The sequence below is a fragment of the Desulfarculaceae bacterium genome (assembly GCA_020444545.1).
Lineage (GTDB): Bacteria > Desulfobacterota > Desulfarculia > Desulfarculales > Desulfarculaceae > Desulfoferula.
Genome location: JAHLKT010000003.1, coordinates 565,074 through 587,230 on the forward strand (window position 1 = coordinate 565,074; position 22,157 = coordinate 587,230).

Consider the following 22,157-nt stretch of genomic DNA (forward strand, 5'->3'; position numbering starts at 1 on the left):
GTCGCTTTTTCGTGGGCAGAGCCTGGCCAATCTCGCGCAAGAAAGGAACCTTGAGCATGAGAACCATCATAACCCTGGCCCTGGCCGCGATTTTGCTGACTGCCTTGGCCCTGCCCGCCGCGGCCGGTTCCGGCCTTTACGTGCCGCCCTCCTGCCTCTCGCCCCAGGTAACTGTGACCTGCCAGCCCAGCTCGAACCAAAGCAACACTTCCGGCTCCGGCATGGTCAATATCCCTGCGAGCCCCGGGGTGATTAAGATGAACTGCACCATGCGCCTGAACAGCCAAAACCTGGGAATAGATTGGTCGTGGAACCCCCAGGTGACTAACAGTGACGAGGGCATACAGTTCAAGGCAGACTGCAATACTCCCTATGTCAACGAATAAGCCGCTCCTTGAGCGAGGGCTAGTCCCCTCCCTTTAAGCGGCGGTCCAGATCCAATAGGATGCGCGCCGCCGGGGAGGGGGCGCCGAGGCTTAGTTGGGCTCCAGTGAAGCGAACTGGTGCTCGTAATAGTCGCGGGCCAGGCCCTGCTTTTCGACCACATCGGAGCGGATGCGCCCGTAGTCGTCGCCCAGGGCCCCCACCACGTGGGCGTCCAGATGGCGATCGTCGGCCATGCCGGCCATGATGTGCATGATCTTTTCCTGAGGCAGACCCTCGCGGTAGGGGCGGTCTTCGGCCAGAGCGGTGAACACGTCGGCCACGGCCAGGATGCGCGCCCCCCGGTCCAGGCCCCCGGCCTCGCAGTGGAAGGGATAGCCCGAGCCGTCCAGGCGCTCGTGGTGGAAGGAAGCCCACTCGGCGATGTTCTGCATGCCCCGGATGCTGTTGATCACCTCATAGGTGTGGTAGGTGTGTGAGCGCATCACCGCCATCTCCTGATCGTCCAGCTTGCCCGGCTTGTCCAGGATGCGGTTGGGGATGGCCATCTTGCCGATGTCGTGCAGATTGCCCGCGATCTCCATGAGGTGGGTCTCACGGTTGGTGAAGCCGTAGAGCCCGGCGATGTGCTTGGCCGCCGCGGCCACCCCGGAGGAGTGGGTGGCGGTGAAGCGGGAGCGGAAGTCGATGATGTTGCGGAAGAGCTGGGCGATGTCCAAGACATCCTCCAGCCCGGTGTCCACCCGTTTGAAGGGGCCGCGGTTGAGTAGCAGGGAGTACATGCGCGGGGCGGCCAGGTCCAGCCAGAACTCCTCGCGCCGGGCGGTTTGCATGAACAGCTCCACCACCTCGGGGTGGATGACCCCGCCCCCGAGGGCCTTGATCTCCCGCATGATGCGTTCGTGCTGGTGCAGGATGTAGCGCTTGCGGTCCACCCGGCGCTCCACCTGGTCGGCCAGGTTGAGCATCTGGGAGTCGAAGACCACCGGGTCCTCGATGGACAAATCCCAGTCAGCCCAGTTGCGATGGTGGTAGCGCACCAGCTGGGCCTCGTCCCTGAGCCAGGGAAAGCTCTCGAAGAGTATCTGGCCCCGGATGCAGTGGCTCTCCACATCCTCGGCCTGGAAGCTGTGCAGGGCCGCCTTTTCCTCCACCGAGGCCGCGCCGATGTCGTGCAACAGCGCGGCGGTAAAGGCGATTTCCATGCGGGCGCTGGCCAGGCCGGCGGTGCGGCCCATCTCCCAGACGATGAAGGCGGTGCGTAGCTGGTGCTGGGCCAGCTCGGGGTCGGCCAGGTCCATGGCATTGGACAAGGAAAGGATGACGTTTCCCAGGTTCACCGAAAACTGACGTTGCATGACATCTCCCAAACAAACCCGGCCGCGCGCGTCCGGCGGAGGAGCGCGGGGGGTTTCGTCTCTCCTGGCAGGTAGGGAGATCAAGACGGTGCGGACCCGGTGGGACCAAAAACAGACCTCGCTGGTCTATTTTGGCATTGCTATACTTTAATAATACATAACTTGTCGGCCATGGTGCGCAACCAAATAATAATACTGACTCACCGGGACGGAGCTCCCGCCGGGAACAGCTTCAATTGACCTTCCCCCGGCTTTCGTGCCATCCTGAGCGCGGCTGCCCAAAGCCGGGAGAAGCATGTTCAACCGCTACAACAGCGCCGACGACTGGGACAAGCACCTCGACAAGCTGCACCTCAAGGGCCGCGTCTTGGAGGTCTGGAGCGACGCTCGCGACTGGGTGACGCACGACCTGTTGGAGACCGACACCCTCTACGAGCTGGCGGTCATCGGGGTGGTGTTCGCGGCCGCCTGGCTTTTGGCCCGCTGGTCGCGGGCGCGCCTGGCCAAGCGCTGGGCCGCCCGCATGGAGCCGGGCAAGCGCGGCGCCCAGTGGTACGCCGACTTCCTGCGCCTATTAGGCCCGGTCTATTTCATCGTCCTGTTGTGGCCCATCTACGTCGCTACTTCCCTGCTGGGTATAGACAACGACCTGATGACCCTGTGCGCCAACGCCATGGGCGCCTGGGTGGTCATCCGGCTGGTTACCTCTGCGGTGTTCAAGCCCTTCTGGGCCAAGGTGTTCGCCGCGGCCATCTGGGCGGTGGCCGCCTTGCAGATCTTCGGCCTGCTGGGCCTGGCCATCCATCTGCTGGACCAGGTGAGCTTCACCGTAGGCAACCTGCGCCTGAGCCTCTTGTCCCTCTTGGAATCGTTCTTGATGTTCGCCATCCTCATGCGCCTGGGCATCCGCCTGGGCGGCTACGTGGAAGACCGCATGGCGGCCAGCGGCGACCTGGAACCCTCCACCCGCACCCTCATCGGCCTTTTGCTGAAAACGCTGTTGATCATCGTGGTGGGCATCATCTCCCTGGAGATCATCGGGGTGGAGATGGACATGCTCACCTTCTTCTCCGGGGCCCTGGGCTTCGGCCTGGGCATCGGGCTGCGCACCGTGTTCAGCAACCTGATCAGCGGCATCATCATCATGACGGACAAGTCCATCCGGCCCGGCGACGTGATCTGGATCGGCGACGTGTTCGGCAAGGTGACCAGCCTCCGGGCCCGCTACGCCTCGGTGGTGACCCGCGACGGCCAGGAGTTCCTCATCCCCAACGAGGACCTGATCTCTCGCCAGGTGATCAACTGCTCCTACTCCTCCAAGGAGGTGCGCCTCAAGGTGCCGGTGGGCATCGCCTACGGCAGCGACGTGGACCTGGCCATGGCCCTGTGCGAAAAGGCCGCCGCCGGGGTGCCGCGCATCGTGGACCACCCCGCCCCGGCCACCCGCCTTATGGGCCTGGGCGACTCATCCATCGAGTTGGAGCTGCGCTTCTGGATAGCCGACCCGGAGAACGGCACGGCCAACGTGAAGACCCAGGTGCTCCGGCGGGTGCTTAGCCTGTTCCAGGAGGGCGGAGTGGAGATACCCTTCCCGCAGCGCGACGTGCGCATCCGCCGCGACAAGCCGCAGCAAGCGGACGAGGACGAGGGCGAAAAGCCGGTAGAGTAGGCGCGGCCGGTCCAATCCCCACCTCGCGAAACCAAACCTTGTCATTGCGAGCGTAGCGAAGCAATCTCTGCTCGAAGCAGGCGACCGGGGGCGGATCGTGCGGCCCGCTGGATGCCGACGCCCCGCCAAACCTCTTGTCGCTACGCGACCCAGACAGCGAGCTGTCTGGGCCACCCTGCCATCCCTTTCTCCAACCTCTTAAGCGGAACAAGATTTCTTGTCGCGCCGCCAGAAGCGGCACGACCCCGACAGCAAGCTGTCGGGGCCAACAGACAGAAGCGAAAGAGCACGTAAGGGAAAGAGCTTGGGGTTGGTGGCGCGGCTCCGGACGATCTCAAGGGAAGATCGCCACGTCGCGGCGGGAGGATCGCCTTTTTCATGGCCGCCGCTTTGGCCGCCGCTCCTCGCGATGACGGCTTTTGCTGTGTGGTGCTGGGGAGGGGCGGCAAGGTCGTTGCGGGCGCGGGCGCTCTCGGGCGGGGGTGAACCCCGCCCCTACATTTGGCTTTTTTCCTTACCAGCTTTTCCTTTTTTCCAGCCCACCTGCTGGCGAACAGAGATTGCCGCGTCGCGGCCAAGAGGCCGCTCCTCGCAATGACAAAACTTTGTGGCGGGGCCTAGAGGGTCTTTTCGCAGCGGATCAAGAGAGACTTGGTGATGGCCGCCTCGCGGTGGGGCAGGGCCTCTTTGTAGGCGGGATCGGCCAGCATATCCTGAAAGGCCTGCCAGGAGGGGTACTCCACCAAGAACACCAGGTCCGCGTCGAACTCGCCGATGATCGCCTGGCGGGGCTCCCCGCCCGCGACTAGGCGGCCGCCGTACTTGGCCAGCACCGGCCCGGCCAGCTTCATATAGCGGCGGTAGCTCTCCGGCCCGCTCTCGGGCTTGAACCACAGGGCGTTGAGCATCAGGAAGGGCTTGTCGTCCGGCATGGGCACCTCTATCGCCCGGCGGCCACCTTGGCGGCCAGCTCGCGCACTCGGGCCATGGTCTCGGCCAGGTCCAGGGTGGTGAGGGCGCGGTCCTTGACCAGCACCTCGCCGTCCACCACGGTGTGCTTCACCTCGCCCCCGCTGGCCGCGTAGGTGAGGTGGGAGGGCACGTCGTAGAGCGGGGTAAGGCGCGGGGCGCCCAGGTCCAGGACCGCGAGGTCGCAGGCAAAGCCCGGCTCCAGGCGGCCCACCCGGCCGGTCATGCCCAGCGCGGCGGCCGAGCCCGCCAATGCCAGGTCCACCGCCTGCCCGGCCGGCAGGGCGGCGGGGTCGCCGGTCTTCAGCTTGGCCAGGCGGGCGGCCAGGCCGATCTCCCCGAACAGGTCCAGGTTGTTGTTGGAGGCCGCGCCGTCGGTGCCCAGGCCCACCACGCAGTCGGCCTCCAGCATGGCCGGGAGGTCGGCCCAGCCCGAGCCCAGCTTGGCGTTGGAGCCGGGGCAGGCGATCACCGCCACCCCGCGCTGGGCCATAAGTTCGGCCTCGCCCTCGGCCAGCCACACGCAGTGCACCGCCGCGTCCAGGCGCTGCAACAGGCCCAGCTCGTCCAGCCAGGCCACCGGCGAGGCCCCGTGGGTCATGGCCGCGTCGGCCACCTCGGACGCCGTCTCGGCCAGATGGGTGTAGAGGCGCACCCCCAGCTCTTGGGCCAGGGCGGAGGCCTCGCCCAGGGTGCGCGGCGAGCAGGTGTAGGAGCTGTGGGCAAAGACGGCCGGGGTGATCAGCCGGTGCGCCCCCTGCCACTGCTCCACGAACTCGCGGCACACCGCCAGGCCCTGGGCCGGGTCGGGCACCCCGGGGGCCGGGAAGTCGATGAGGCCCTGGGCCACCTCGGCCCGCATACCCATCGAGGCGAAGGCCCGCGCCGCGCCCGAGGCGCAGAAGTAGGAGTCGGCCACGGTGGTGGTGCCGCTGAGCAGCATCTCGGCGGCGGCCAGGCGGGAGCAAAGTTCGGTCATCTCCTCGGTGACCCACTGAGCCTCGGCCGGGAACATATGCTGGTTCAGCCACACATCCAGGGGCAGGTCGTCGGCCAGGCCCCGGAAGAGCACCATGGCCGCATGGCAATGGGCGTTGATCAGGCCGGGCATGATCAGGCCGCCGCCCGCGTCCAGCTCCTCGGCCCCGGGCGAAGGCGGGGCATCGGCCGCGCCGCCCGCGAAAGTGATCACCCCGTCCTCGGCCAGCACCACGCCCGAAGGCCAGAACATCCCAGGACCGGCCCAGAGGGGGCCGCCGCTGACCCGCAAGGCCCGTGCGCTCATAGCGGCACGCACCCGTTGAGCCGGGCCGCCTGCTCCTTGGCCTTGGCCAGCACCTCGGCCTGGTCCAGGGTCTCCAGCTTGCGCCCGGCCATGAGCACCTTGCCGTGACACACGGTGTGCAGCACGTCGCCGCCCCGCGCGGCATAGACCAGGTGGCTCAGGGGGTTGTACATGGGGGTGAGATGGGGCTGGTCAATGTCGATGACGATGACATCGGCCAAAGCGCCGGGCGTGAGTACCCCCAGCTCGCCGGGCTTGCCAAAGGCCGCCCCGCCCAGGCGGGTGGCCAGGGCGGCCACGTCGGAGGCCGGGGCCACGGTGGGGTCGTGGCGGAAGGCCTTGGCCAGCTTGGCGCAGGAGTCCATCTCGCCGAAAAGGTCCAGGTCGTTGTTGGAAGCGCAGCCGTCGGTGCCCAGGCCCACCTTGACCCCGGCGGCCAGCATCTCGGGCAAGGGCATGGCCCCGTTGGCCAGCTTCATGTTGGATTCGGGGCAGTGGGCCACCCGCGCCCCGGCCTCGGCCAGGGCCTCGATCTCTCCTTGCTCCAGGTCCACCCCGTGGTCGATCCACAGGCGGCCGTTGACCAGGCCCAGCTCCGAGAGCACCGCCAGGGGGCGCGCCCCCCATTTTTCCATCACCTGGGCGGTCTCGTTCTCGTTCTCGGCCAGGTGCATGACCAGGGAGGCCCCGGTGTCCGCGCTGAGGCGTCCGGCCCGCTCCATGAGGGGCCGCGAGCAGGTGTAGAGGGCGTGGGGCATCACTGCGAAGTTCACCGTGGGGTGATCGGCATAGGCGGCCAGGAGCTCCTCGGTGAGGGCGAAGCCGTTGTCCAGCTCGCCGTAGGAGGGACTGGGGAAGTCGTAGAGCACCTCGCCCGCCACGGCGCGCAGGCCAGCCGCCACGGCGGCCTTGGCCACCTCGGCCGCGAAGAGATACATGTCGCAAAAGCTGGTGGTGCCCGAGCGGATCATCTCCACGCAGGCCAGGAGGCTGCCCCAATACACCGCCTTTGGCGTGAGGCCGCGCTCGGCCGGGAAGATATGCTCGGTGAGCCACTTGTCCAGGGGCAAATCGTCGGCCAGGCCGCGCATCAGGGTCATGGCCGAGTGGGTGTGGCCGTTGATCAGGCCTGGCATGATCAGCCCGCCTTGGGCGTCGAGGGTGCGGCCCGCGCAGGCGGGCGCTTCCGAGGCCGGGCCGAGGTAGGCGATGCGGCCGCCCTGGGCGCAGAGGGCGCCGTCGGGGATGACCGTGCCGCTCTCGTCCATGGTCAGGATGGTTCCGTTGGTGATGCAGAGTTGATCCAAGCCGGGCTCCTTGGCGCGGGGTGGGTGGCGGTTGGTCAAACTAAATTAGCACAGGCGGGGGAATGGGGCGAGGGGCGGGGGCGCTCCTCGCGATGACAACCATCGAATTAATACAGAGCCTTGTCACTGCAAGCGCAGCGAAGCAATCCCTGCTCGCAGCAAAAGCTTCTGCTGCACCGACGCCGTAGGTTGGTGGCGCGGCCGCCCGCCGGACCTCTTGTCGCGCCGCCAAGGCGACGCGACCCAGACAGCGAGCTGTCTGGGCCACCCGGGCATTCATTATTCCCAGCCTCTTTTCCGGTTCCGGAGCCGCCCTCTGGCGGGCAGAGATTGCCGCGTCGCGGCTGCGCCGCTCCTCGCAATGACATCTGGTTTTTTTGATGGCTTTTGGTTGGCCCCGACAAAAGAGCTATCGGGGCCAACAGGAATAATAAAGGCAGGTTTGGCTTAGGAGGCCGCTGCCCGGGCCAGGGAGGCTTGGTCATCCACCGGCCACCACAGCAGGGAGGCGCGGCCCATGCCCTTGGCGCGCACTCGGCCGGCGGAGGTGTGAGGCTCCAGGGCCTCGGCCACCACCCGCTCCACCCGGGGGCCGCTCAGGCCGAAGATGGCCAAGTAGGCTCGGAAATAGGCGGTCACTTCCTCGCTGGGCAGGTCCAGGGACACCGGCCAGGCCAGAGGGCGGAGGCGGGGCTCGCGGCCCAGGGCGGCGAGGTAGCCCGAGGCCAGCTCCAGATGACCCGGGCCGCCGGAGCCCAAGGCGCTGGGGGTCAGCAGGCGCCCAATGATCTCGCTCCGAAAGGGGAACACATCCGGGCCGCTGCCCAGGATCAGGGCGCAGGCCCCGGCGCTCCAGGCCTCCAGGCGCAGCACGCCGTGGGGGCTCAGGGCCTGGGGGAAGAAGGCGGCGGCCACCAGGTCGTAGGGCTCCAGGGCGTGGTGCTCCTGCCAGTCGGCGCAGGCGCAGGAGGGGGCCGGGGCGGCCTGGGCCAGGGCCGAGGCCTTGAGGCGGGTCAGCATGGCAGGGGAGTCGTCCAGGGCCGTTACCCGCGCGCCGCCCTCGGACAGGGCCAGGGACAACGAGCCCGCCCCGCAGCCCACGTCCAGGGCCGAGGCCCCGGGCCAGAGCAAGCCCTCGGCGGCCAAACAGGAAGCAGCCGCTTGGCCGAACTCCGCGCCATGGCCGCTGAGCGGCTGCCACCACGAAGCCACCTGCTCGTAGAAGGCCCGCCAGCTCTGGGGGCTGGTCGCCTGGGAGCGCTGCCAGGGGCTGGCGGCGCGGGCCGCCTCCCAGCGCCGGGCCCAGTGGGCGGCTCCGCGCGGGCGCGGTGACGAGGCCGGGGAAAGGGCGTGCAGGGTGGCCATGGAGTTGTCTCCCAAAAAACAAAAAAGGCCGCCTCCCCCGCGCGGGGGAAACGGCCTTCGTGGCGTTATTTCGTTGCGGCCAGGGGCGCCCTGGGGCGCGGCGGTCCGCTATGTAGTCATCACGCTAAAAACTCAAATCACGCCTCGGCCTTCCTGGCCGGGGACTGCTAATAGTTTGAGTACCCGGATCGGCGGCGGTTGTCAAGAGATTAGGCGGCCCGGCCCAGGCGGCCAAACTGGACAAAAGCGGAATTACTGAACATACTGAACAGACCCAAGGATGGATACACATGCGTCTGCTCGGAAAACATACGCTCTGGCTGGCCCTGGCCTTGGCGCTCCTGGCCTGGCCGGGCAGCGCCTCGGCGGACCTGTTCACCATCGACCGCTACAGCGACTCCACGGTGCTGGTGAGCCAGACCTTCTACAGCATGCCCGACGTCAACGCCCTGAACTGGGACGACGCGGCCTATGCCAATGAGGTGAGCCACGGCGGCTGGGGCGACATCCCCGGCGCGGAGTGGATATCCGAGCTGTCCGGCGCCAACGGACCGGCGGCCTCCTACCGGGTGTTTCACCTGGAGATCAGCCTGCCCGCCAACGCCCAGTTGCTCACCGGCCGCCTGGACTACATGGTGGACGACTACCTCTGGTTCTACGTGAACCAGGACCTGGCCGCCGAGAACACGGTCTACGGCAACTGGAACACCATGGGCAGCATCGACTTCAGCTCCAGCCTGGCCGCGGGCATGAGCAGCGTGGTGCTGGACCTGGTGGTGAAGAATTCCGGCAGCAAGGGCAGCAACCCCTTGGGCGTCACCTTCCACGCCGCCCTGGGCGGAGAGACCACGCCGGGCGGCGGCGGGGCCGCCACCCCCGAGCCGGCCACCCTGCTCCTGGTGGGATCGTGCCTGGCCGGTCTGGCCGGTGGGCGCTGGAGGATGCGCCGCCAGCGGCGCAAGGCCTAGTCCATGGCCCGATCCGGAGATTCATGCCCCAATAAAACTTGAGCCGAGGAGCGCTTTACACTACCCTGGCCATGCTCCAGGCCTACTTCACGGTATGCGAAAACAGGGAAGGGATTTCTTGTTGCCTCGCTGGAGCGAGGCAACCCCGATAGCAGAGCTATCGGGGTCAGCAGAAAATTTAGCTTTACCTGCCCTACCCGTTTTCATGGCCGCCATCCTGGCGAACAGAGATTGCCGCGTCGCGCCTGCGGCGCTCCTCGCAATGACAACTTTCAATTTTAATTAGAGCCTTGTCATTGCGAGCGCAGCGAAGCAATCTCTGCCCGCAGGAAAAAGCCGCGCCTGAAGCCTGCCGCCGGAGGGAATCGCGGCCGCCCGCCTAACCTCTTGTCGCGCCGCCGGAGCGACGCGACCCAGACAGCAAGCTGTCTGGGCCACCCAGGGAATTACCTTTCCCCACCCTGCCCTTTTTCCCCACCCTTTTTGCCGGCAAAGTGGGATAAACGGAGCAGGCCTAGAGTTCCTCCAGCACCCCGGTGATCAGCTTGGCCATGTCCGCGCCCGCGCGCCCCGCGTTGGCGATGACCAACTCCAGGGGGGCGGGCTGCATGTCGTCGGGGTCGTTGACGTTGCTGATGGCATTGAGGCCCATGACCCTGAGGCCCATGTGGCGCGCGGCGATCACCTCCAGGACCATGGACATGCCCACCGAGTCGGCCCCCAGGGCGCACAGCATCTTGGTCTCGGCCGGGGTCTCCATGCTGGGGCCCTTGAGGCCGATGTAGACGCCGGAGTAGAGCGGGATGCCCTTGGCGGCGGCCACGCTGCGGGCCAGGGCCAGGAGCTGGGGATCGTAGGTCTGGCTCATGTCCGGGAAGCGCTCGCCCCAGGCGTCCACGTTGGGGCCGATGAGGGGGTTGTCGCCGGTTAGGTTGATGTGGTCCCGAACCAGCATGACCCGGCCCGATTCCATGGTGGTGTCCAGGCCGCCGGCGGCGGAGCAGAAGATGAACACCTCCACCCCCAATAGGGCCAGGACCCGCACCGGCAGGGTCACCTCCTGGGCGCTGTAGCCTTCGTATAAATGAAAGCGCCCGGCCAGAGCGGCCACCGGCTGCCCGGCCAAGGTGCCCAGGATCAAGTGCCCCGCGTGGCTGGCCACGGTGGAGACCGGGAAGCCGGGGATCTCATCGTAGGGGATATTCACCGCGTTCTGGATGGCCGCGCCCAGGTCGGAGAGGCCGGTGCCCAGGGTGAGGCCCACGCGGGGCTTGAAACCGGCGGGCAGGCGGCTTTGCAAATACTCCAGGGCTTTTTCTACCGTATCTTGGTGTGCCATGCGGCCGATCCCCTATATGTTGCGGTTGGGAAAAAATTGCATTCATGCCTTCCGGCCACAGGAAAGCAGGAATTCCCGGCCCTGTCCATCGATTTTTTGGGCGGGGCAAGCCGCCGGAATGATTGCCCTAAACGCCGCAGGGCTTAAATGTCACCTTAAATTGGTTGACAGGGAATGAGGCGGTAACCATAGTTTCAGCCATAGGTGGACTATGCAAAGCCTCACCAAACATATGTCCCGCCTGACCTTGGCCGTGCTCATGCTGGGCGCCGCGGGTTTGGCCGGGACGCTCTTTTATGAGCCCATGCACCACATGGCCGTGGTGGCCAGCGCCTCCAGCACGGTGCAGGACCCGGACGCCGCCGCCCGGCGCAGGGTGGTCTTGGTGTTGCCCCTGCACCAGCGCCAGCGCGCGGTGTGGCCCCTGGCCCGCAAGGCGGCCCGCCGCCACGGCCTGGAGCCCGCCCTGGTCATGGCGGTCATCCAGACCGAGAGCCGCTTTTTCCCCATGGCCCGCAGCCAACGCGGCGCCCAGGGGCTGATGCAGATCAACCCAGTGACCGCCCGCCACCTGAAGCTCCAGCGCCCCCTGGACCCCAAGGCCAACCTGGAGGCCGGGGTGAAATACCTGGCCCGTCTGTACAACGAGTATCACGGCGATCTGGTGCTGACCCTGGCCGCCTACAACGCCGGTCCGGCCAAGGTGGCCGCCGCCGGGGGCCTCCCCGACATCACCGAGACCCAGCAGTTCGTCAACACGGTCCTGGAGCACCTGACCCACTTCCGGGTGCTCTATTCCCAGGTCGCCAGCTCCAGCTAATTCAAGCCTGAAAATTCCACCAAGACCCTGCGTCCGGCTTCGCCAAGCCGCGCCATGCCGCGCCGCCGGCGGCGCTCGCGCCTCGACGTAGCAATCCAGCTACGCCTGCGGCTCTCGCTTGCCCGGCGATCTTGCCTGACACGCCTTGGCTGTGCCGGTGCCGGAGACGGGCCCCAGCTTTCAGACGAATCAATCTGTTTGGAAAATGATGTCGGCCGGTGGGCGCTCGCCGCACGGCCTTGGTGGAATCTCCAGGCTGGCCCTGTTTGCGGGACCGCCTCGGCTGAATCCGCGCCTAGCGGCCGCGCGGAGAAACACCACCACCCGGGGTCCGGCCGGGGAGATGCCCGCGAGGAGCGGGAGGCGGCGGACGCCGGGTGGCTGCGCGGACCGGTGGTCCGGCTTACTTGCGGCGCTGGTGGCGCGTCTTTTTCAGAAGCTTGCGGTGCTTATGCTTACGAATCTTCTTGCGCCGCTTCTTGCTGACACTACCCATGAACTCACCTTAACTTGGTGCTTGTAAAAGCTAATTTAAGTTTCCGGCAATTCGGAAACTGATTTATACCGGACATCAGGCGCGGCGGCAAGGGGAAATCGGGCCCCGGGGCGGCTTTCAGGGCAGGCTGGTGATGTGGCTAAGCTCCACCTCGCCGCCCTCGTTGAGCGCGCGGTAGCAGTCGCGGCAGGTCTGGAGGCCGGACTCGTCGGTGAGGGGCAAAAGCTGAATGAACAGCTGGAAGCCCACGGGCATCTCGGCCAGGGGCGCGGCGGCGATGAGCACCGGGGCCGAGCCCGGGTTGGCCAGGTCGGTGGCGATGAGGACGGGCTCCTCGGCTTGGTCCGGGGCTCCGGCCAGGGCGTGGGGCAAAAACGAGCCCTGCTCGTAGCTCCACAGGGCGCGGTCCAGAAGCTCGGCCTGGGCCTGGTCCGCGGCCAGGAGCAGCACCTTGCGGCCCGCCTGGTGGTGATAGGCGGCCAGGCGGGCGGCGGCCTGTTCCAGACTGGCCCGCGCCTGGCGCAGGTTTATGTATTCTGCCTTCACGCGGCTCATGACACCTCCGAGCGGCTAGATTAGCACACCCCGGGGCGTGGCCCAACCGCGTGGTGGCCAAATGGCCTAAAACGGCGTGGTAACGGGGGATTCGGGCGGGGCTTCCTTGACAGGCCCTGGGGCCGTGCCTATATTAAAAATTGTCGAGCCGGCCCAGGGGGGTTGGCCGGCCTGGTATTATTATGTCCTGATTTCAATGCCGCCCCGGGCGGCTTACCCAGCGAGCGGCGACAAGGATACATGGCCAAGGATTATTACAAAGTTTTAGGGGTGGAAAAGAGCGCCTCGGCCGACGAGATAAAGAAGGCCTACCGCAAACTGGCGCTGAAGTATCACCCGGACCGCAACAAGGGCGACAAAGAGGCCGAGGACAAGTTCAAGGAGATCAACGAGGCCTACGCCGTCCTGAGCGACGCCAAGAAGAAGCAGGAGTACGACACCTACGGGGCCTCGGGCTTCAAGCAGCGCTACAGCCAGGAAGACATCTACCGGGGCAGCGACATCTCCGACATCCTGCGCGGCATGGGCCTGGGCGGCGACGTGTTCAGCCAGTTCTTCGGCGGGGGCGGCGGCCGGGGCGGCTACCGCACCTACACCTTCCATGGCGGCGGCCCCCAGGCGGGGCCGGGCATGGGCGGCTTCGATTTCAACCAGGCCTATGGCGGCATGGGCGGGGCCCCGGCCCGGGGCAACGACCTGATCTACGAGCTGCCGGTGAGCCTGGAAGAGGTCTTCCACGGCGGGGACAAAATGGTCTCCTACCGCGTGGGCGACAAAACCGAGCGGGTGAGCGTCAAGGTGCCCCCGGGCATCGAGGACGGCAAGAAGCTACGCCTGGCGGGCAAGGGCGAACCCGGCCCTCCGGGAGCCCCGGCCGGCGACCTGCTCATCAAAATCAATGTTCTGGGCCACTCCCTGTTCAAGCGCGAGGGCGCGGACCTGGAGATCACCAAGACGGTGCCCTTCAGCCAGGCGGCCCTGGGGGCCAGCCTGGAGGTGGAAACCCCCAGCGGCAAGACCCTGAAGGTTAAGCTGCCCAAGGGCACCCAGCCCGGCGCGCGCCTGCGCCTCAAGGGCCAGGGCCTGCCCCGCTTCAAGGGCTCGGGCAACGGCGATCTGTTCGTGCGGGTGGCCCTGGAGGTTCCCCAGCGCCTGAGCAAGGAACAGAAGGAGCTTCTGGAAAAGCTTTCCGAGGAGGGTCTGTGATCCCCCGCCCGCGCTCCGGCGCCATTTTGACCGCCCTGCTGCTGGTGCTGCTGCTGGCCCTGCCGGCCTGGGCCGCCCTGGACTATCCGCGCCCCAGCGGGCCGAACGGCCGCCCCGCCGCGGTGGGCGACTACGCCAAGATCATCCCCGCCAACATCAAGCAGGCCATGGAGAGCCTCTCCGCCGAGCTGTTGCAAAAGACCGGGGCCTCCCTGGTGGTGGCCACGGTGCCCTCGCTGAACGGCGAGAGCATCGAGCAGGCTGCGGTGCAGCTGTTCCAGAAATGGGGCATCGGCAAAAAGGGCGAGGACAAGGGCGTGCTGTTTTTGGTGGCCCCCAAGGAGCGCAAGATGCGCATCGAGGTGGGCTACGGCCTGGAGGGCACCCTCACCGACGCCACCAGCGGGGCCATCCGCGACCAGTACATGCTGCCCTACTTCAAGAAGGGCGACATGGGCAAGGGCCTGTTGGCCGGGGCGGCGGCCGCCGCTTCGGTGGTGGCCCAGGCCGCCGGGGTCAAGCTCACCGGCGTGCCCGAAGTCAAAATCAAGACCCGCTCCCGGGGCTTCGGCATCGGCGGGCTGTTCATCGTGCTCATCGCCTTCTGGGTGCTCATGCGCGTCTTCGGACGCCGGGGGGGCAAGGGAGGCCGGGGCGGAGGCTCGGGCGTTCTGCCCGCCATATTGCTGGGCTCCATGATGGGCGGCTCCATGGGCGGCGGCATGAGCCGGGGCGGCGGTTTCGGCGGCTTCGGCGGGGGTTTCGGCGGCTTCGGCGGCGGCATGAGCGGCGGCGGCGGGGCTTCCGGCGGTTGGTAAAGAAAAGGATTTAAGCATGGCTAGAAAGCCGCCCGAGCGGCCCGAAGACATTTCCGCCGAGCTGGTGCAGGACCTGATCACCGCCCTAGGCACCGACCTGGAGGCCGTGTGCCTGTTCGGCTCGGCCGCGGCCGGGCGCTACGTGAAGGGGCGCTCGGACATGAACCTGTTGGTCATGGTCAGCGAGGGCGCGTCCCGCGTGACCAGCCGGTTGCTGCCCTTCTTCAGCAAGTGGTCGCCCGCCGGGGTGGCCCCGCCCCTGGTGATGAGCCGGGATTACCTGGAAGCCAGCCGGGACGTGTTCCCCATCGAGTTTCTGGTCATGGAGGCCAGCCACAAGGTCCTGCACGGGGAAGACCCCCTGGCCGGGCTGGACCTGGAGCACAAGCATCTGCGCCTCCAGCTGGAGCGCGAGCTAAAGGGCAAGGTGACCACCCTGCGCACCCGGCTGTTGGCCTCGGGCGGCGACGCCCGCGCCCTCACCGAGCTGAGCCGCGAGGCCCTGCCCGCCTTCGTGGCCTTTTTCCAGGCCTACCTCTACCTGACCACCAACGCCTTCCCCGGCGAGCCCGGCGAGGTCCTGGACGCCATGGGCGGGGCGGGCCTGAAGGTGAGCGCCTTCTCCAGCCTGGCCCAGGTGCGCTCCGGGCAGCTGAAGCCCAGCCCGCCGGAGCTGGTGGCCTTGTGGGAAGAGGGCATCGACGAACTGGACGAGATAAGCCGCCGGGTGGACCGCCTGGAGGTTTAGACAACGTATTTAGCGGCCGCCGGAGGCCGCGAGGAGAGACCAAATGGGCCGCGGAGCCAAATGGGCCATAGGCATCGGCATTGTCGCCCTGCTTCTGTTCCTGCTGCTGGTCAGCCCCTACAACAGCCTGGTGAACCTGGACGAGTCGGTGAACCAGGCCAAGAGCAACATCGAAGTGACCTTGCAGCGCCGCCTTGACCTGATCCCCAACCTGGTGGAGACGGTCAAGGGCTACGCCTCCCATGAACGCGAGACCCTGGAGGCGGTGACCAAGGCCCGCCAGCAGGTGGCCGCCGCCCCCAGCGTGGAGGGCAAGCTCATGGCCAACCAGGGGCTCACCAGCGCCCTGGGCCGCCTGATGGTGGTGGTGGAGCGCTACCCGGACTTGAAGGCCAACGCCAACTTCCGGGCCTTGCAAGACCAGCTGGAAGGCACCGAGAACCGCATCGCCGTGGCCCGCACCCGCTACAACCAGGCGGTGATGTCCTACAACACCGCCATCCGGCGCTTCCCCACCTTGATTTTGGCCCGCCTGCTGGGTTACACCCCCAAGCAGGGCTACGAGGCCGCGCCCGAGGCCCAGAAGGCCCCCAAGGTGAAGTTCTAGGAGTACGCCCCGCCCATAACCCCCGCGAGAGGAGGCTGCGATGGTTGATGAATGGACCATGCTCTGGCGCATCCTCATCGCCGCGGGCCTGGGCCTGCTCATAGGCCTGGACCGCGAGCTGCACGGCCGGGCGGCGGGCCTACGCACCTGCCTGTTGGTGGCCATGAGCGGGGCCCTGCTGATGAGCCTTTCGATGCACCTGGCCCATCTGTTTGCCGGGCCGGCCGAGGGCTCGGTGGTGCGCCTTGACCCCGGCCGCCTGCCCTCCTACGCCATCGCGGGCATGGGCTTCTTGGGCGCCGGGGCCATCATCCAGGGGCGGCTGCGTTCCCGGGGGGTGACCACCGGCGCGGCCATGTGGGCCTGCACCGGCATCGGCCTGGGGGTGGGTGCCGGGCTCTACATCCCCGCCCTGGGGGCCACGGCCATCACCCTGGTGGCCCTGAAAATCTTCCGCGACATCGCCTCGCACATCAGACGTGAGCAAAACGTAATGCTGCGCATGGAGCTGAGCGACCCCGCGGCCGAGGACCCGGTGCGAGCCCTGCTCAAGGAGCACAAGGCGCGTGTACTCTTCGCGGGCCGCGACCGCTGCCCGGCCGACAACACGGTGGTGATCAGCCTTTCCCTGAGCATTCGCGCCGGCAAGGGCTGGCGCGAAATGCTGCACGAGATGGAGAGCATCCCGGGGGTGGGCTGCTACACCTGGGAGCAGGCCGAAGTGCCCTAGGGCAACTCCGCCCACATCATTTGGACCCGACTCGAGGAGTGAAACATGTCCCTGGTTTATGTAGTGGCCAAGATCACCGGAACCGACGAGACCAAAGACAAGCTGGCCGAGGCATTGGCCGGGGTGGTGCCCACGGTGCGCCAGGAAGAGGGCTGCCTGCGCTACGACCTGCACCGGAGCGCCAAGGGCGAGCCGGTGTTTTTGTTCTACGAGATTTGGCAGAGCAAGGAGGCCCTGGCCGCCCACGCCAAGGCGCCCCACATGGCCGCCATGCAGGGCCAGATCAAGGAGCTGGTGGCCGGGCCCAGCGAGATCACCCTGTGGGAGGCCGTGGAGGTCGCCTAGAGGCGGGGGTTCGATTCGGCGAGCAGGGGCGGGGGTGAAACCCCGCCCTTAGCTTTTTTGGGGGCACCTTGCCAAACACCCCCCTGTTAAGGGGCGAGGGAGTCTGCTGGCGAACCGAGATTGCCGCGTCGCGGCCAAAAGGCCGCTCCTCGCAATGACAACCAATTTGCAGAAATACAAACCTTGTCATTGCGAGCGGAGCGAAGCAATCTCTGCGCGGAGCAGGCGGCGGGGTGCGGGTGATGCGGTGGGTTGGGGGCGGAGCCGCCCGCCGGACCTCTTGTCGCTTCGCGACCCAGACAGCAAGCTGTCTGGGCCACCCAGTGTCCTTTCTAGCTCCCCGCCATTTCTTTAACCGCGAACCAGCGACCCGGCAGGAAGCATTTCTTGCCGCGCGGGCGGAGCCGCGCGGCCCCGATAGCAGAGCTATCGGGGGCAACAGGAGGAGATTGGCTTGTTGGGTTTCGCTTTGCACTACCCAACCCGCACTTTGCTTTTTCACCAACCTCTTTCGGCTCCCCTCCCTTGCGCCTGGCAAAGCGGGGCGCGATGGTCTAATAAATAGGCATGAGCCCCGGGGAACATAAGGCGCTTTGCGAGGCGGCCAAGGACTTGCGCTATTTGCTGGCGCGGGGCTACCCCCGCGAGCTGGGCCTGAAGATGGCGGGAGACCGCTGGGGCCTGGTGGCCGAGGCGCGCGAGGTGCTCCGGCGCGGGGCCTTCGCGCCCCGGGAGGCCGCCGCGCGGCGGGGCAAGCTTTTGCCCCTGAGCGCGGCCCGGGGCCAGGCGGTGGGGGTGGACGGGCACAACGTGCTCATCACCCTGGAGAGCGCCCTCACCGGCGCGCTGTTGGTGGCGGCGGACGACGGGGTGATCCGCGACATCGGCCAGCGGGGCCGCCACTACGGCCCCGGGCCGGAGACCGAGCTGGCCGCCGGGATGATGATCAACGCCCTGGCCGCCATCGGAGCCGCCGAGGCGCTGATCCTCTTGGACGCGCCGCTGAGCAAGAGCGGCGAGCTGGCCGGGGGCTTGCGGGCCATGCTGGCCTCGGCCGGGCTGCCCGGCGAGGCCCGCGCGGTGAGCGGGCCGGACCGCGCCCTGGCCGGTTTCGCGGGCATCGTGGTCAGCGGGGACGGCGCGGTGATCGACGCGGCGGCAAAGCCCCTGGACCTGGCCGGGGCCATCATCCGGGGCCTGGAGCCCGCCCCGCAACTTACCAGCCTGGAGGAGACAGCATGAGCCAGCCCCGAACCGCCAAGGCCCTGGGAATCTTTTCCGGAGGCCTGGACTCCATCTTGGCCTGCAAGGTCTTGGAGCGCGCCGGGGTTCAGGTGACCGCGCTCACCTTTGCCTCGCCCTTTTTCGGGGCCGAGGCCGCCCGGCGCTCGGCGGCCCACGCGAAGCTCGCCCACCGGGTGGAGCCCCTGGGCGAGGACTACATGGCCATGGTCAAGGCGCCGCCGCACGGGCGGGGCTCCAACATGAACCCCTGCATCGACTGCCACGCCTTCATGTTCCGCCTGGCCGGGAAGATCATGGAGGCCGAGGGCTTTGACTTTCTCTTTTCCGGCGAGGTGTTGGGCCAGCGACCCATGAGCCAGAACAAGCAGGCCCTGGGCCAGGTGGCCAAGCTCTCGGGCTATGCCGAACGCATCCTCAGGCCGCTTTCGGCCCACAACCTGCCCATCACCGTCATGGAAGAGGAGGGCCTGGTGGAGCGGGACCAGCTCCTGGGCCTAAGCGGGCGCAGCCGCAAGCCCCAGATCGCCCTGGCCGTGGAGCTGGGCATCAGCGACTATCCCGCCCCGGCGGGAGGCTGCCTCCTCACCGAGCCGGGCTTCAGCAACCGCCTGCGCGATCTCTGGGAGCACGCGCCCGAGGCCGGGACCGGCCTGGTGGAGCTCTTGAAACACGGGCGGCACCTGCGCCTGAGCCAGCGGGCCAAGCTCATCGTGGGGCGCAACCAGGGCGACAACCAGGCCCTGGAAAAGCTGGCCCCGCCCGAGGCCATCAAGCTAATCTGCCTGGACGCTCCCGGCCCCCTGGGCCTGTACTTCGGGCCCCTGGACAGCCCCGAGCTGGAGCTGGCCGCCGGGCTGGTGGCCGGCTACGGCAAGGCCAAGCCGGGCCAGGAATCGCGCGTGAGCCTTTCGGGCGGCGCGGTGCTGACGGTGCCCGCGCGCTCCAAGCGGGAGGCCGCGCCCTTGCTGCTGTGAGAGCCCGCCCTCACTCGGGCGTTTCAAGAGCAGTTGTCCAATCCGGTCCCCGCGCGCGCATAACGACCATGGAAATCAAAAAAATCACGGAGAACAAAAAGCAGTTCTTGGATTTGCTGCTCTTGGCGGACGAGCAGGAAAGCATGATCGATGAATATCTGTATAGGGGGGAAATGTTCGCCCTTTACGACGGCGATTTAAAAAGCATCTGCGTGGTGACCCGCGAAGAAGATGATGTATTTGAATTAAAAAGTTTGGCGACATATGAAAAATATCAGGGGCAGGGCTATGGCGGCAGACTGATAAATTTTATTTGCGAGTATTACCGGGACAAAGGCAAGACCATGCTTGTCGGCACTGGGGCGGGCACCTGGGCGGTTGGTTTTTATGAGCAGTTCGGTTTCGTGGCATCTCATAAAGTCAAAAATTTCTTCATTGATAATTATGACCACGCTATGTACGAAAACGGAATTCAACTAGTCGACATGATTTATTTGAAAAAGGACCTCCCCAAAAGGGGATGATGCGGGGCTCGGCCATGGCCGCCCGGTACGAGCCCGAAATTTTCAGCGGGGGCAATCACTGCCCAACGAAACCCGGGGTGGACTATGAGGCCCCGCGGCTCTATGCTTTGGCCCATTCACCACGCACAACTCACAACCGGAGATCATCAATGCGCAAGAACCCCAAGCTCATCCTCATCATCACCTTGGCGCTGGCCCTGCTGGCCGTGGCCGCCCTGCCCTCCCTGGCCCAGACCAGCGGCAAGCTAAACCTGGAGTGCAGCGAGTTCACGTGGGAGGTGCAGGGCGACAACTGCCTGGTGAAGACCATCCTGGACAAGCAGGAGATGGGCTCCCTCACCCTGACCCCGGACAACCCCATCCAGCAGGTCAACTACAAGCACGGCAATTGCGGCCTCAACGGCACCTTCAAGCTCTGGGCCAAGAAGACCTGGGGCCAGGGCAAGCTGGACATGAACCTGACCATCACCCAGGGCAGCTCCACCTACGGCCACCAGGGCACCGTGGCCACCTGGTAGGTTTGGGCCCCCGACCACGCGCAAAAAAGCGCCGCCCTTGCCGGGGCGGCGCTTGGTTTTTGCAGACAACCCGTTCGGCTAGTCGATGACCTGCTGATTCAGGCCGCGCACCAGGGGGATGCCGTCCTCGAACACGTCGATGGTGTTGAGGCAGCCGTACTCCTGGTCCAGGCGGAAGATGCGATCCAGGGGCATGCCCAGGATCTTGGCCAAAAACACCCGGTTGACCCCGCCGTGGCTGATGACGCACACCTCGCGGCCCTGGTTCTCGCCGATGATCTCCTGGAACACCGGAATGATGCGCTCGGCCAGGTCGCCGAGGGTCTCGCCGCCCTCGATGCGGTAGCCCGCGATGTCCTTCCAGCGGGCCTCCAGCTCCTCGGGGTATTGCTTCTGGATCTGCTTGATGCTCATGCCCTCCCACTCGCCCAGGTTCAGCTCCCTGAGGTTGGGGCGCACCGTGGGCTTGCGGCGGGGGTCCTGGGAGCGGCCCACCGCCTCGGCCACCAGCAGGGAGCGCTGGAGGTCCGAGCAATAGACCGCGTCCAGCTTGAACTCGGACATGTAGCGGGCGATGTTCTTGAGCTGGGTGTTGCCGGTCCGGGTCAGGGCCACGTCGCTGTGACCGTAGAAGACGCCGTCTTGGCCGCCGCGCACCTCGGGATGGCGCCAGAGGTAGATGCGGGTGAAGACTTCGCGGCGGAAAAGGTTGCGGGCCTGGGACATGCTTCTCGCTCTCCGGAGTGGGCCGGGCCGGTGGACGCCCCCCGGCCCCTGTGATATCCTCGCGGAAGGTTACCACGTTTCAGCCTGTCGGCACCACGTCTCCGAGGAATAGCCATGGCACGATCCTTCGCAATCGCCGCTTGCCTTCTGCTCGCCCTGATCTTGGGCGTAACGCCCGCCGCGGCCCTGAAGGGCCCCAAAATCGTATTCGACAAGGAAGAGCTGAACTTCACCAACGTGCACGAGGGCAAGGAGCTCACGGCCGTGTTCAGCTTCACCAACCAGGGCGACCAGAACCTGATCATCGAGAAGGTCATACCCTCCTGCGGCTGCACCGCCTCGCAGTGGGACAAGGTGACCGAGCCCGGCAAGAAGGGCAAGGTAACCCTGATATTGGACACCACCGGGCTCAACGGCGCCTTCCGCAAGAGCGCCTCGGTGGCCACCAACGACCCGGCCAAGCCGGTGGTGACCATCTTCATCACCGGGGACACGGTGGGGCGCATCGCCATCGACGAGGGCCGCCGCATCGACCTCAAGGGCTGCCTGGGCACCGAGATAAAGACCACCGTCACCCTGCGCGACCCCAACGGCAAGCCCCTGGTGATCTCCAAGGTGGAAAACCCCATGAAGGACTACATGACCGTGAGCCTGGACCCCCAGCCCGGCGGCAAGGCCGTAAAGCTGCATTTGGAGGCCAAGGCCAAGGAGGCCATGGAGTTCGCGGGGCCCCTGTTCCTGTCCATTCCCGGCGCGGCCCCGGTGAGCGTGTGGGTGCTGGCCCAGATTCAGGGCCCCTTCACGGTGCGCCCGCATGAGGTGGTCTTCGGCACCATGGACAAGGCCGCGCCCACCCCGCCCCGGCGCTCCATCCTGGTGAAAAAGGCCTGTGTGGAAAAGCTGGAGATCGACAGCCTGATCTACAACAAGGAGCTGTTCAAGGTGGAGGAGCACTGGGAGAAGCCCGGCGAGGAGCTCTTGCTGGTGATCACCCCGATACTCAAGAACATGTGGCCCGGGCCCTTCGAGCACCCGCTGGCCATCCAGACCAAGGACAGCGCCTTTACGGTTAACCTTACGGGCCAGATCCGCTAGCCTGAGCAACGCCAAAAAGCAACGCCGCCGGTCCCCAGGGGCCGGCGGATTTTATTTGGCGCGCGGCAGGACCGCCGCTGGCGAGGCGTTGGCTTTTTGATTCCTT

At 66.5% G+C, this 22,157-nt stretch carries 24 protein-coding genes; 15 read left to right on the top strand and 9 right to left on the bottom strand.

The features are described from left to right. Nucleotides 1-56 precede the first annotated feature (56 nt). Nucleotides 57-386 carry a hypothetical protein gene (locus KQH53_11095; protein MCB2227212.1) on the top strand — a complete coding sequence of 110 codons (330 nt, stop codon included), beginning with the start codon at nucleotides 57-59 and terminating at the stop codon, nucleotides 384-386. Nucleotides 387-476: 90 nt separating this feature from the next. On the opposite strand, the gene KQH53_11100 is transcribed toward KQH53_11095, so the two are convergent. Continuing rightward, the gene (locus KQH53_11100) at nucleotides 477-1,742 is read right to left on the bottom strand and encodes an HD domain-containing protein (GenBank protein ID MCB2227213.1); all 1,266 of its coding nucleotides are present in this window, start codon (nucleotides 1,740-1,742) and stop codon (nucleotides 477-479) included. Between the two features lie 295 nt (nucleotides 1,743-2,037). Here KQH53_11100 and KQH53_11105 point away from each other — a divergent pair, with 295 nt between their 5' ends. Continuing rightward, entirely contained in the window at nucleotides 2,038-3,411 is a 1,374-nt protein-coding gene (locus tag KQH53_11105; protein MCB2227214.1) for a mechanosensitive ion channel, read from the top strand. Between the two features lie 617 nt (nucleotides 3,412-4,028). On the opposite strand, the gene KQH53_11110 is transcribed toward KQH53_11105, so the two are convergent. The 4 genes from KQH53_11110 to KQH53_11125 form a co-directional block, all read right to left on the bottom strand. Continuing rightward, the gene (locus tag KQH53_11110) at nucleotides 4,029-4,343 is read right to left on the bottom strand and encodes a DUF1330 domain-containing protein (protein MCB2227215.1); all 315 of its coding nucleotides are present in this window, start codon (nucleotides 4,341-4,343) and stop codon (nucleotides 4,029-4,031) included. Nucleotides 4,344-4,351: 8 nt separating this feature from the next. Then, nucleotides 4,352-5,665: an amidohydrolase gene (locus tag KQH53_11115; GenBank protein MCB2227216.1), complete on the bottom strand. Its 1,314-nt coding sequence runs from the start codon at nucleotides 5,663-5,665 to the stop codon at nucleotides 4,352-4,354. Then, entirely contained in the window at nucleotides 5,662-6,933 is a 1,272-nt protein-coding gene (locus tag KQH53_11120; protein ID MCB2227217.1) for an amidohydrolase, read from the bottom strand. Before KQH53_11120 ends, KQH53_11115 begins: the two co-directional genes overlap by 4 nt. Nucleotides 6,934-7,419: 486 nt before the next feature. Next, a complete protein-coding gene (locus KQH53_11125; protein MCB2227218.1) occupies nucleotides 7,420-8,337 on the bottom strand; it encodes a methyltransferase domain-containing protein in 918 nt (305 codons plus the stop codon). Nucleotides 8,338-8,627: 290 nt separating this feature from the next. On the opposite strand from KQH53_11125, the gene KQH53_11130 reads away from it, so the two are divergent. Continuing rightward, nucleotides 8,628-9,305: a PEP-CTERM sorting domain-containing protein gene (locus KQH53_11130; GenBank protein ID MCB2227219.1), complete on the top strand. Its 678-nt coding sequence runs from the start codon at nucleotides 8,628-8,630 to the stop codon at nucleotides 9,303-9,305. A gap of 514 nt (nucleotides 9,306-9,819) precedes the next feature. On the opposite strand, the gene KQH53_11135 is transcribed toward KQH53_11130, so the two are convergent. Further along, complete coding sequence (locus KQH53_11135; protein ID MCB2227220.1) at nucleotides 9,820-10,644, bottom strand: purine-nucleoside phosphorylase; 825 nt, start codon at nucleotides 10,642-10,644, stop codon at nucleotides 9,820-9,822. Nucleotides 10,645-10,855: 211 nt separating this feature from the next. Here KQH53_11135 and KQH53_11140 point away from each other — a divergent pair, with 211 nt between their 5' ends. Further along, entirely contained in the window at nucleotides 10,856-11,464 is a 609-nt protein-coding gene (locus tag KQH53_11140; GenBank protein MCB2227221.1) for a lytic transglycosylase domain-containing protein, read from the top strand. Between the two features lie 403 nt (nucleotides 11,465-11,867). On the opposite strand, the gene KQH53_11145 is transcribed toward KQH53_11140, so the two are convergent. Continuing rightward, nucleotides 11,868-11,960 (bottom strand): AURKAIP1/COX24 domain-containing protein, encoded by a 93-nt coding sequence (locus KQH53_11145; GenBank protein ID MCB2227222.1) that lies wholly within the window; start codon nucleotides 11,958-11,960, stop codon nucleotides 11,868-11,870. Between the two features lie 117 nt (nucleotides 11,961-12,077). After that, nucleotides 12,078-12,515, bottom strand: a complete 438-nt coding sequence (locus KQH53_11150; protein MCB2227223.1) for a DNA polymerase III subunit chi — start codon at nucleotides 12,513-12,515, stop codon at nucleotides 12,078-12,080. Between the two features lie 240 nt (nucleotides 12,516-12,755). Here KQH53_11150 and KQH53_11155 point away from each other — a divergent pair, with 240 nt between their 5' ends. The 10 genes from KQH53_11155 (at nucleotide 12,756) to KQH53_11200 (ending at nucleotide 20,230) form a co-directional block, all read left to right on the top strand. Beyond that, on the top strand, nucleotides 12,756-13,721 hold the full coding sequence (locus KQH53_11155) for a DnaJ domain-containing protein (protein MCB2227224.1): 966 nt from the start codon (nucleotides 12,756-12,758) through the stop codon (nucleotides 13,719-13,721). After that, nucleotides 13,718-14,539, top strand: coding sequence for a TPM domain-containing protein (locus KQH53_11160; protein MCB2227225.1), 822 nt, complete (start codon nucleotides 13,718-13,720; stop codon nucleotides 14,537-14,539). Before KQH53_11155 ends, KQH53_11160 begins: the two co-directional genes overlap by 4 nt. A 16-nt stretch (nucleotides 14,540-14,555) precedes the next feature. Further along, nucleotides 14,556-15,287, top strand: coding sequence for a hypothetical protein (locus KQH53_11165; GenBank protein ID MCB2227226.1), 732 nt, complete (start codon nucleotides 14,556-14,558; stop codon nucleotides 15,285-15,287). A 43-nt stretch (nucleotides 15,288-15,330) separates the two neighbouring features. After that, the gene (locus KQH53_11170; GenBank protein MCB2227227.1) at nucleotides 15,331-15,894 is read left to right on the top strand and encodes a LemA family protein; all 564 of its coding nucleotides are present in this window, start codon (nucleotides 15,331-15,333) and stop codon (nucleotides 15,892-15,894) included. A 40-nt stretch (nucleotides 15,895-15,934) separates the two neighbouring features. Beyond that, entirely contained in the window at nucleotides 15,935-16,624 is a 690-nt protein-coding gene (locus KQH53_11175) for an MgtC/SapB family protein (GenBank protein MCB2227228.1), read from the top strand. Nucleotides 16,625-16,669: 45 nt separating this feature from the next. After that, nucleotides 16,670-16,969, top strand: coding sequence for an antibiotic biosynthesis monooxygenase (locus KQH53_11180; GenBank protein MCB2227229.1), 300 nt, complete (start codon nucleotides 16,670-16,672; stop codon nucleotides 16,967-16,969). Nucleotides 16,970-17,536: 567 nt separating this feature from the next. Beyond that, nucleotides 17,537-18,211 carry a DUF434 domain-containing protein gene (locus tag KQH53_11185; protein MCB2227230.1) on the top strand — a complete coding sequence of 225 codons (675 nt, stop codon included), beginning with the start codon at nucleotides 17,537-17,539 and terminating at the stop codon, nucleotides 18,209-18,211. After that, nucleotides 18,208-19,188, top strand: a complete 981-nt coding sequence (locus tag KQH53_11190; protein MCB2227231.1) for a tRNA 4-thiouridine(8) synthase ThiI — start codon at nucleotides 18,208-18,210, stop codon at nucleotides 19,186-19,188. The genes KQH53_11185 and KQH53_11190 overlap by 4 nt, the downstream gene beginning before the upstream one ends. A gap of 68 nt (nucleotides 19,189-19,256) precedes the next feature. Next, nucleotides 19,257-19,712 carry a GNAT family N-acetyltransferase gene (locus KQH53_11195; GenBank protein MCB2227232.1) on the top strand — a complete coding sequence of 152 codons (456 nt, stop codon included), beginning with the start codon at nucleotides 19,257-19,259 and terminating at the stop codon, nucleotides 19,710-19,712. Between the two features lie 149 nt (nucleotides 19,713-19,861). Next, nucleotides 19,862-20,230 (top strand): hypothetical protein, encoded by a 369-nt coding sequence (locus KQH53_11200; protein ID MCB2227233.1) that lies wholly within the window; start codon nucleotides 19,862-19,864, stop codon nucleotides 20,228-20,230. 78 nt (nucleotides 20,231-20,308) lie between these two features. Here KQH53_11200 and KQH53_11205 read toward each other — a convergent pair whose 3' ends face one another. Continuing rightward, nucleotides 20,309-20,956 carry a histidine phosphatase family protein gene (locus KQH53_11205; GenBank protein ID MCB2227234.1) on the bottom strand — a complete coding sequence of 216 codons (648 nt, stop codon included), beginning with the start codon at nucleotides 20,954-20,956 and terminating at the stop codon, nucleotides 20,309-20,311. Nucleotides 20,957-21,070: 114 nt separating this feature from the next. On the opposite strand from KQH53_11205, the gene KQH53_11210 reads away from it, so the two are divergent. Further along, nucleotides 21,071-22,051, top strand: coding sequence for a DUF1573 domain-containing protein (locus KQH53_11210; GenBank protein MCB2227235.1), 981 nt, complete (start codon nucleotides 21,071-21,073; stop codon nucleotides 22,049-22,051). Nucleotides 22,052-22,157: the final 106 nt, after the last annotated feature.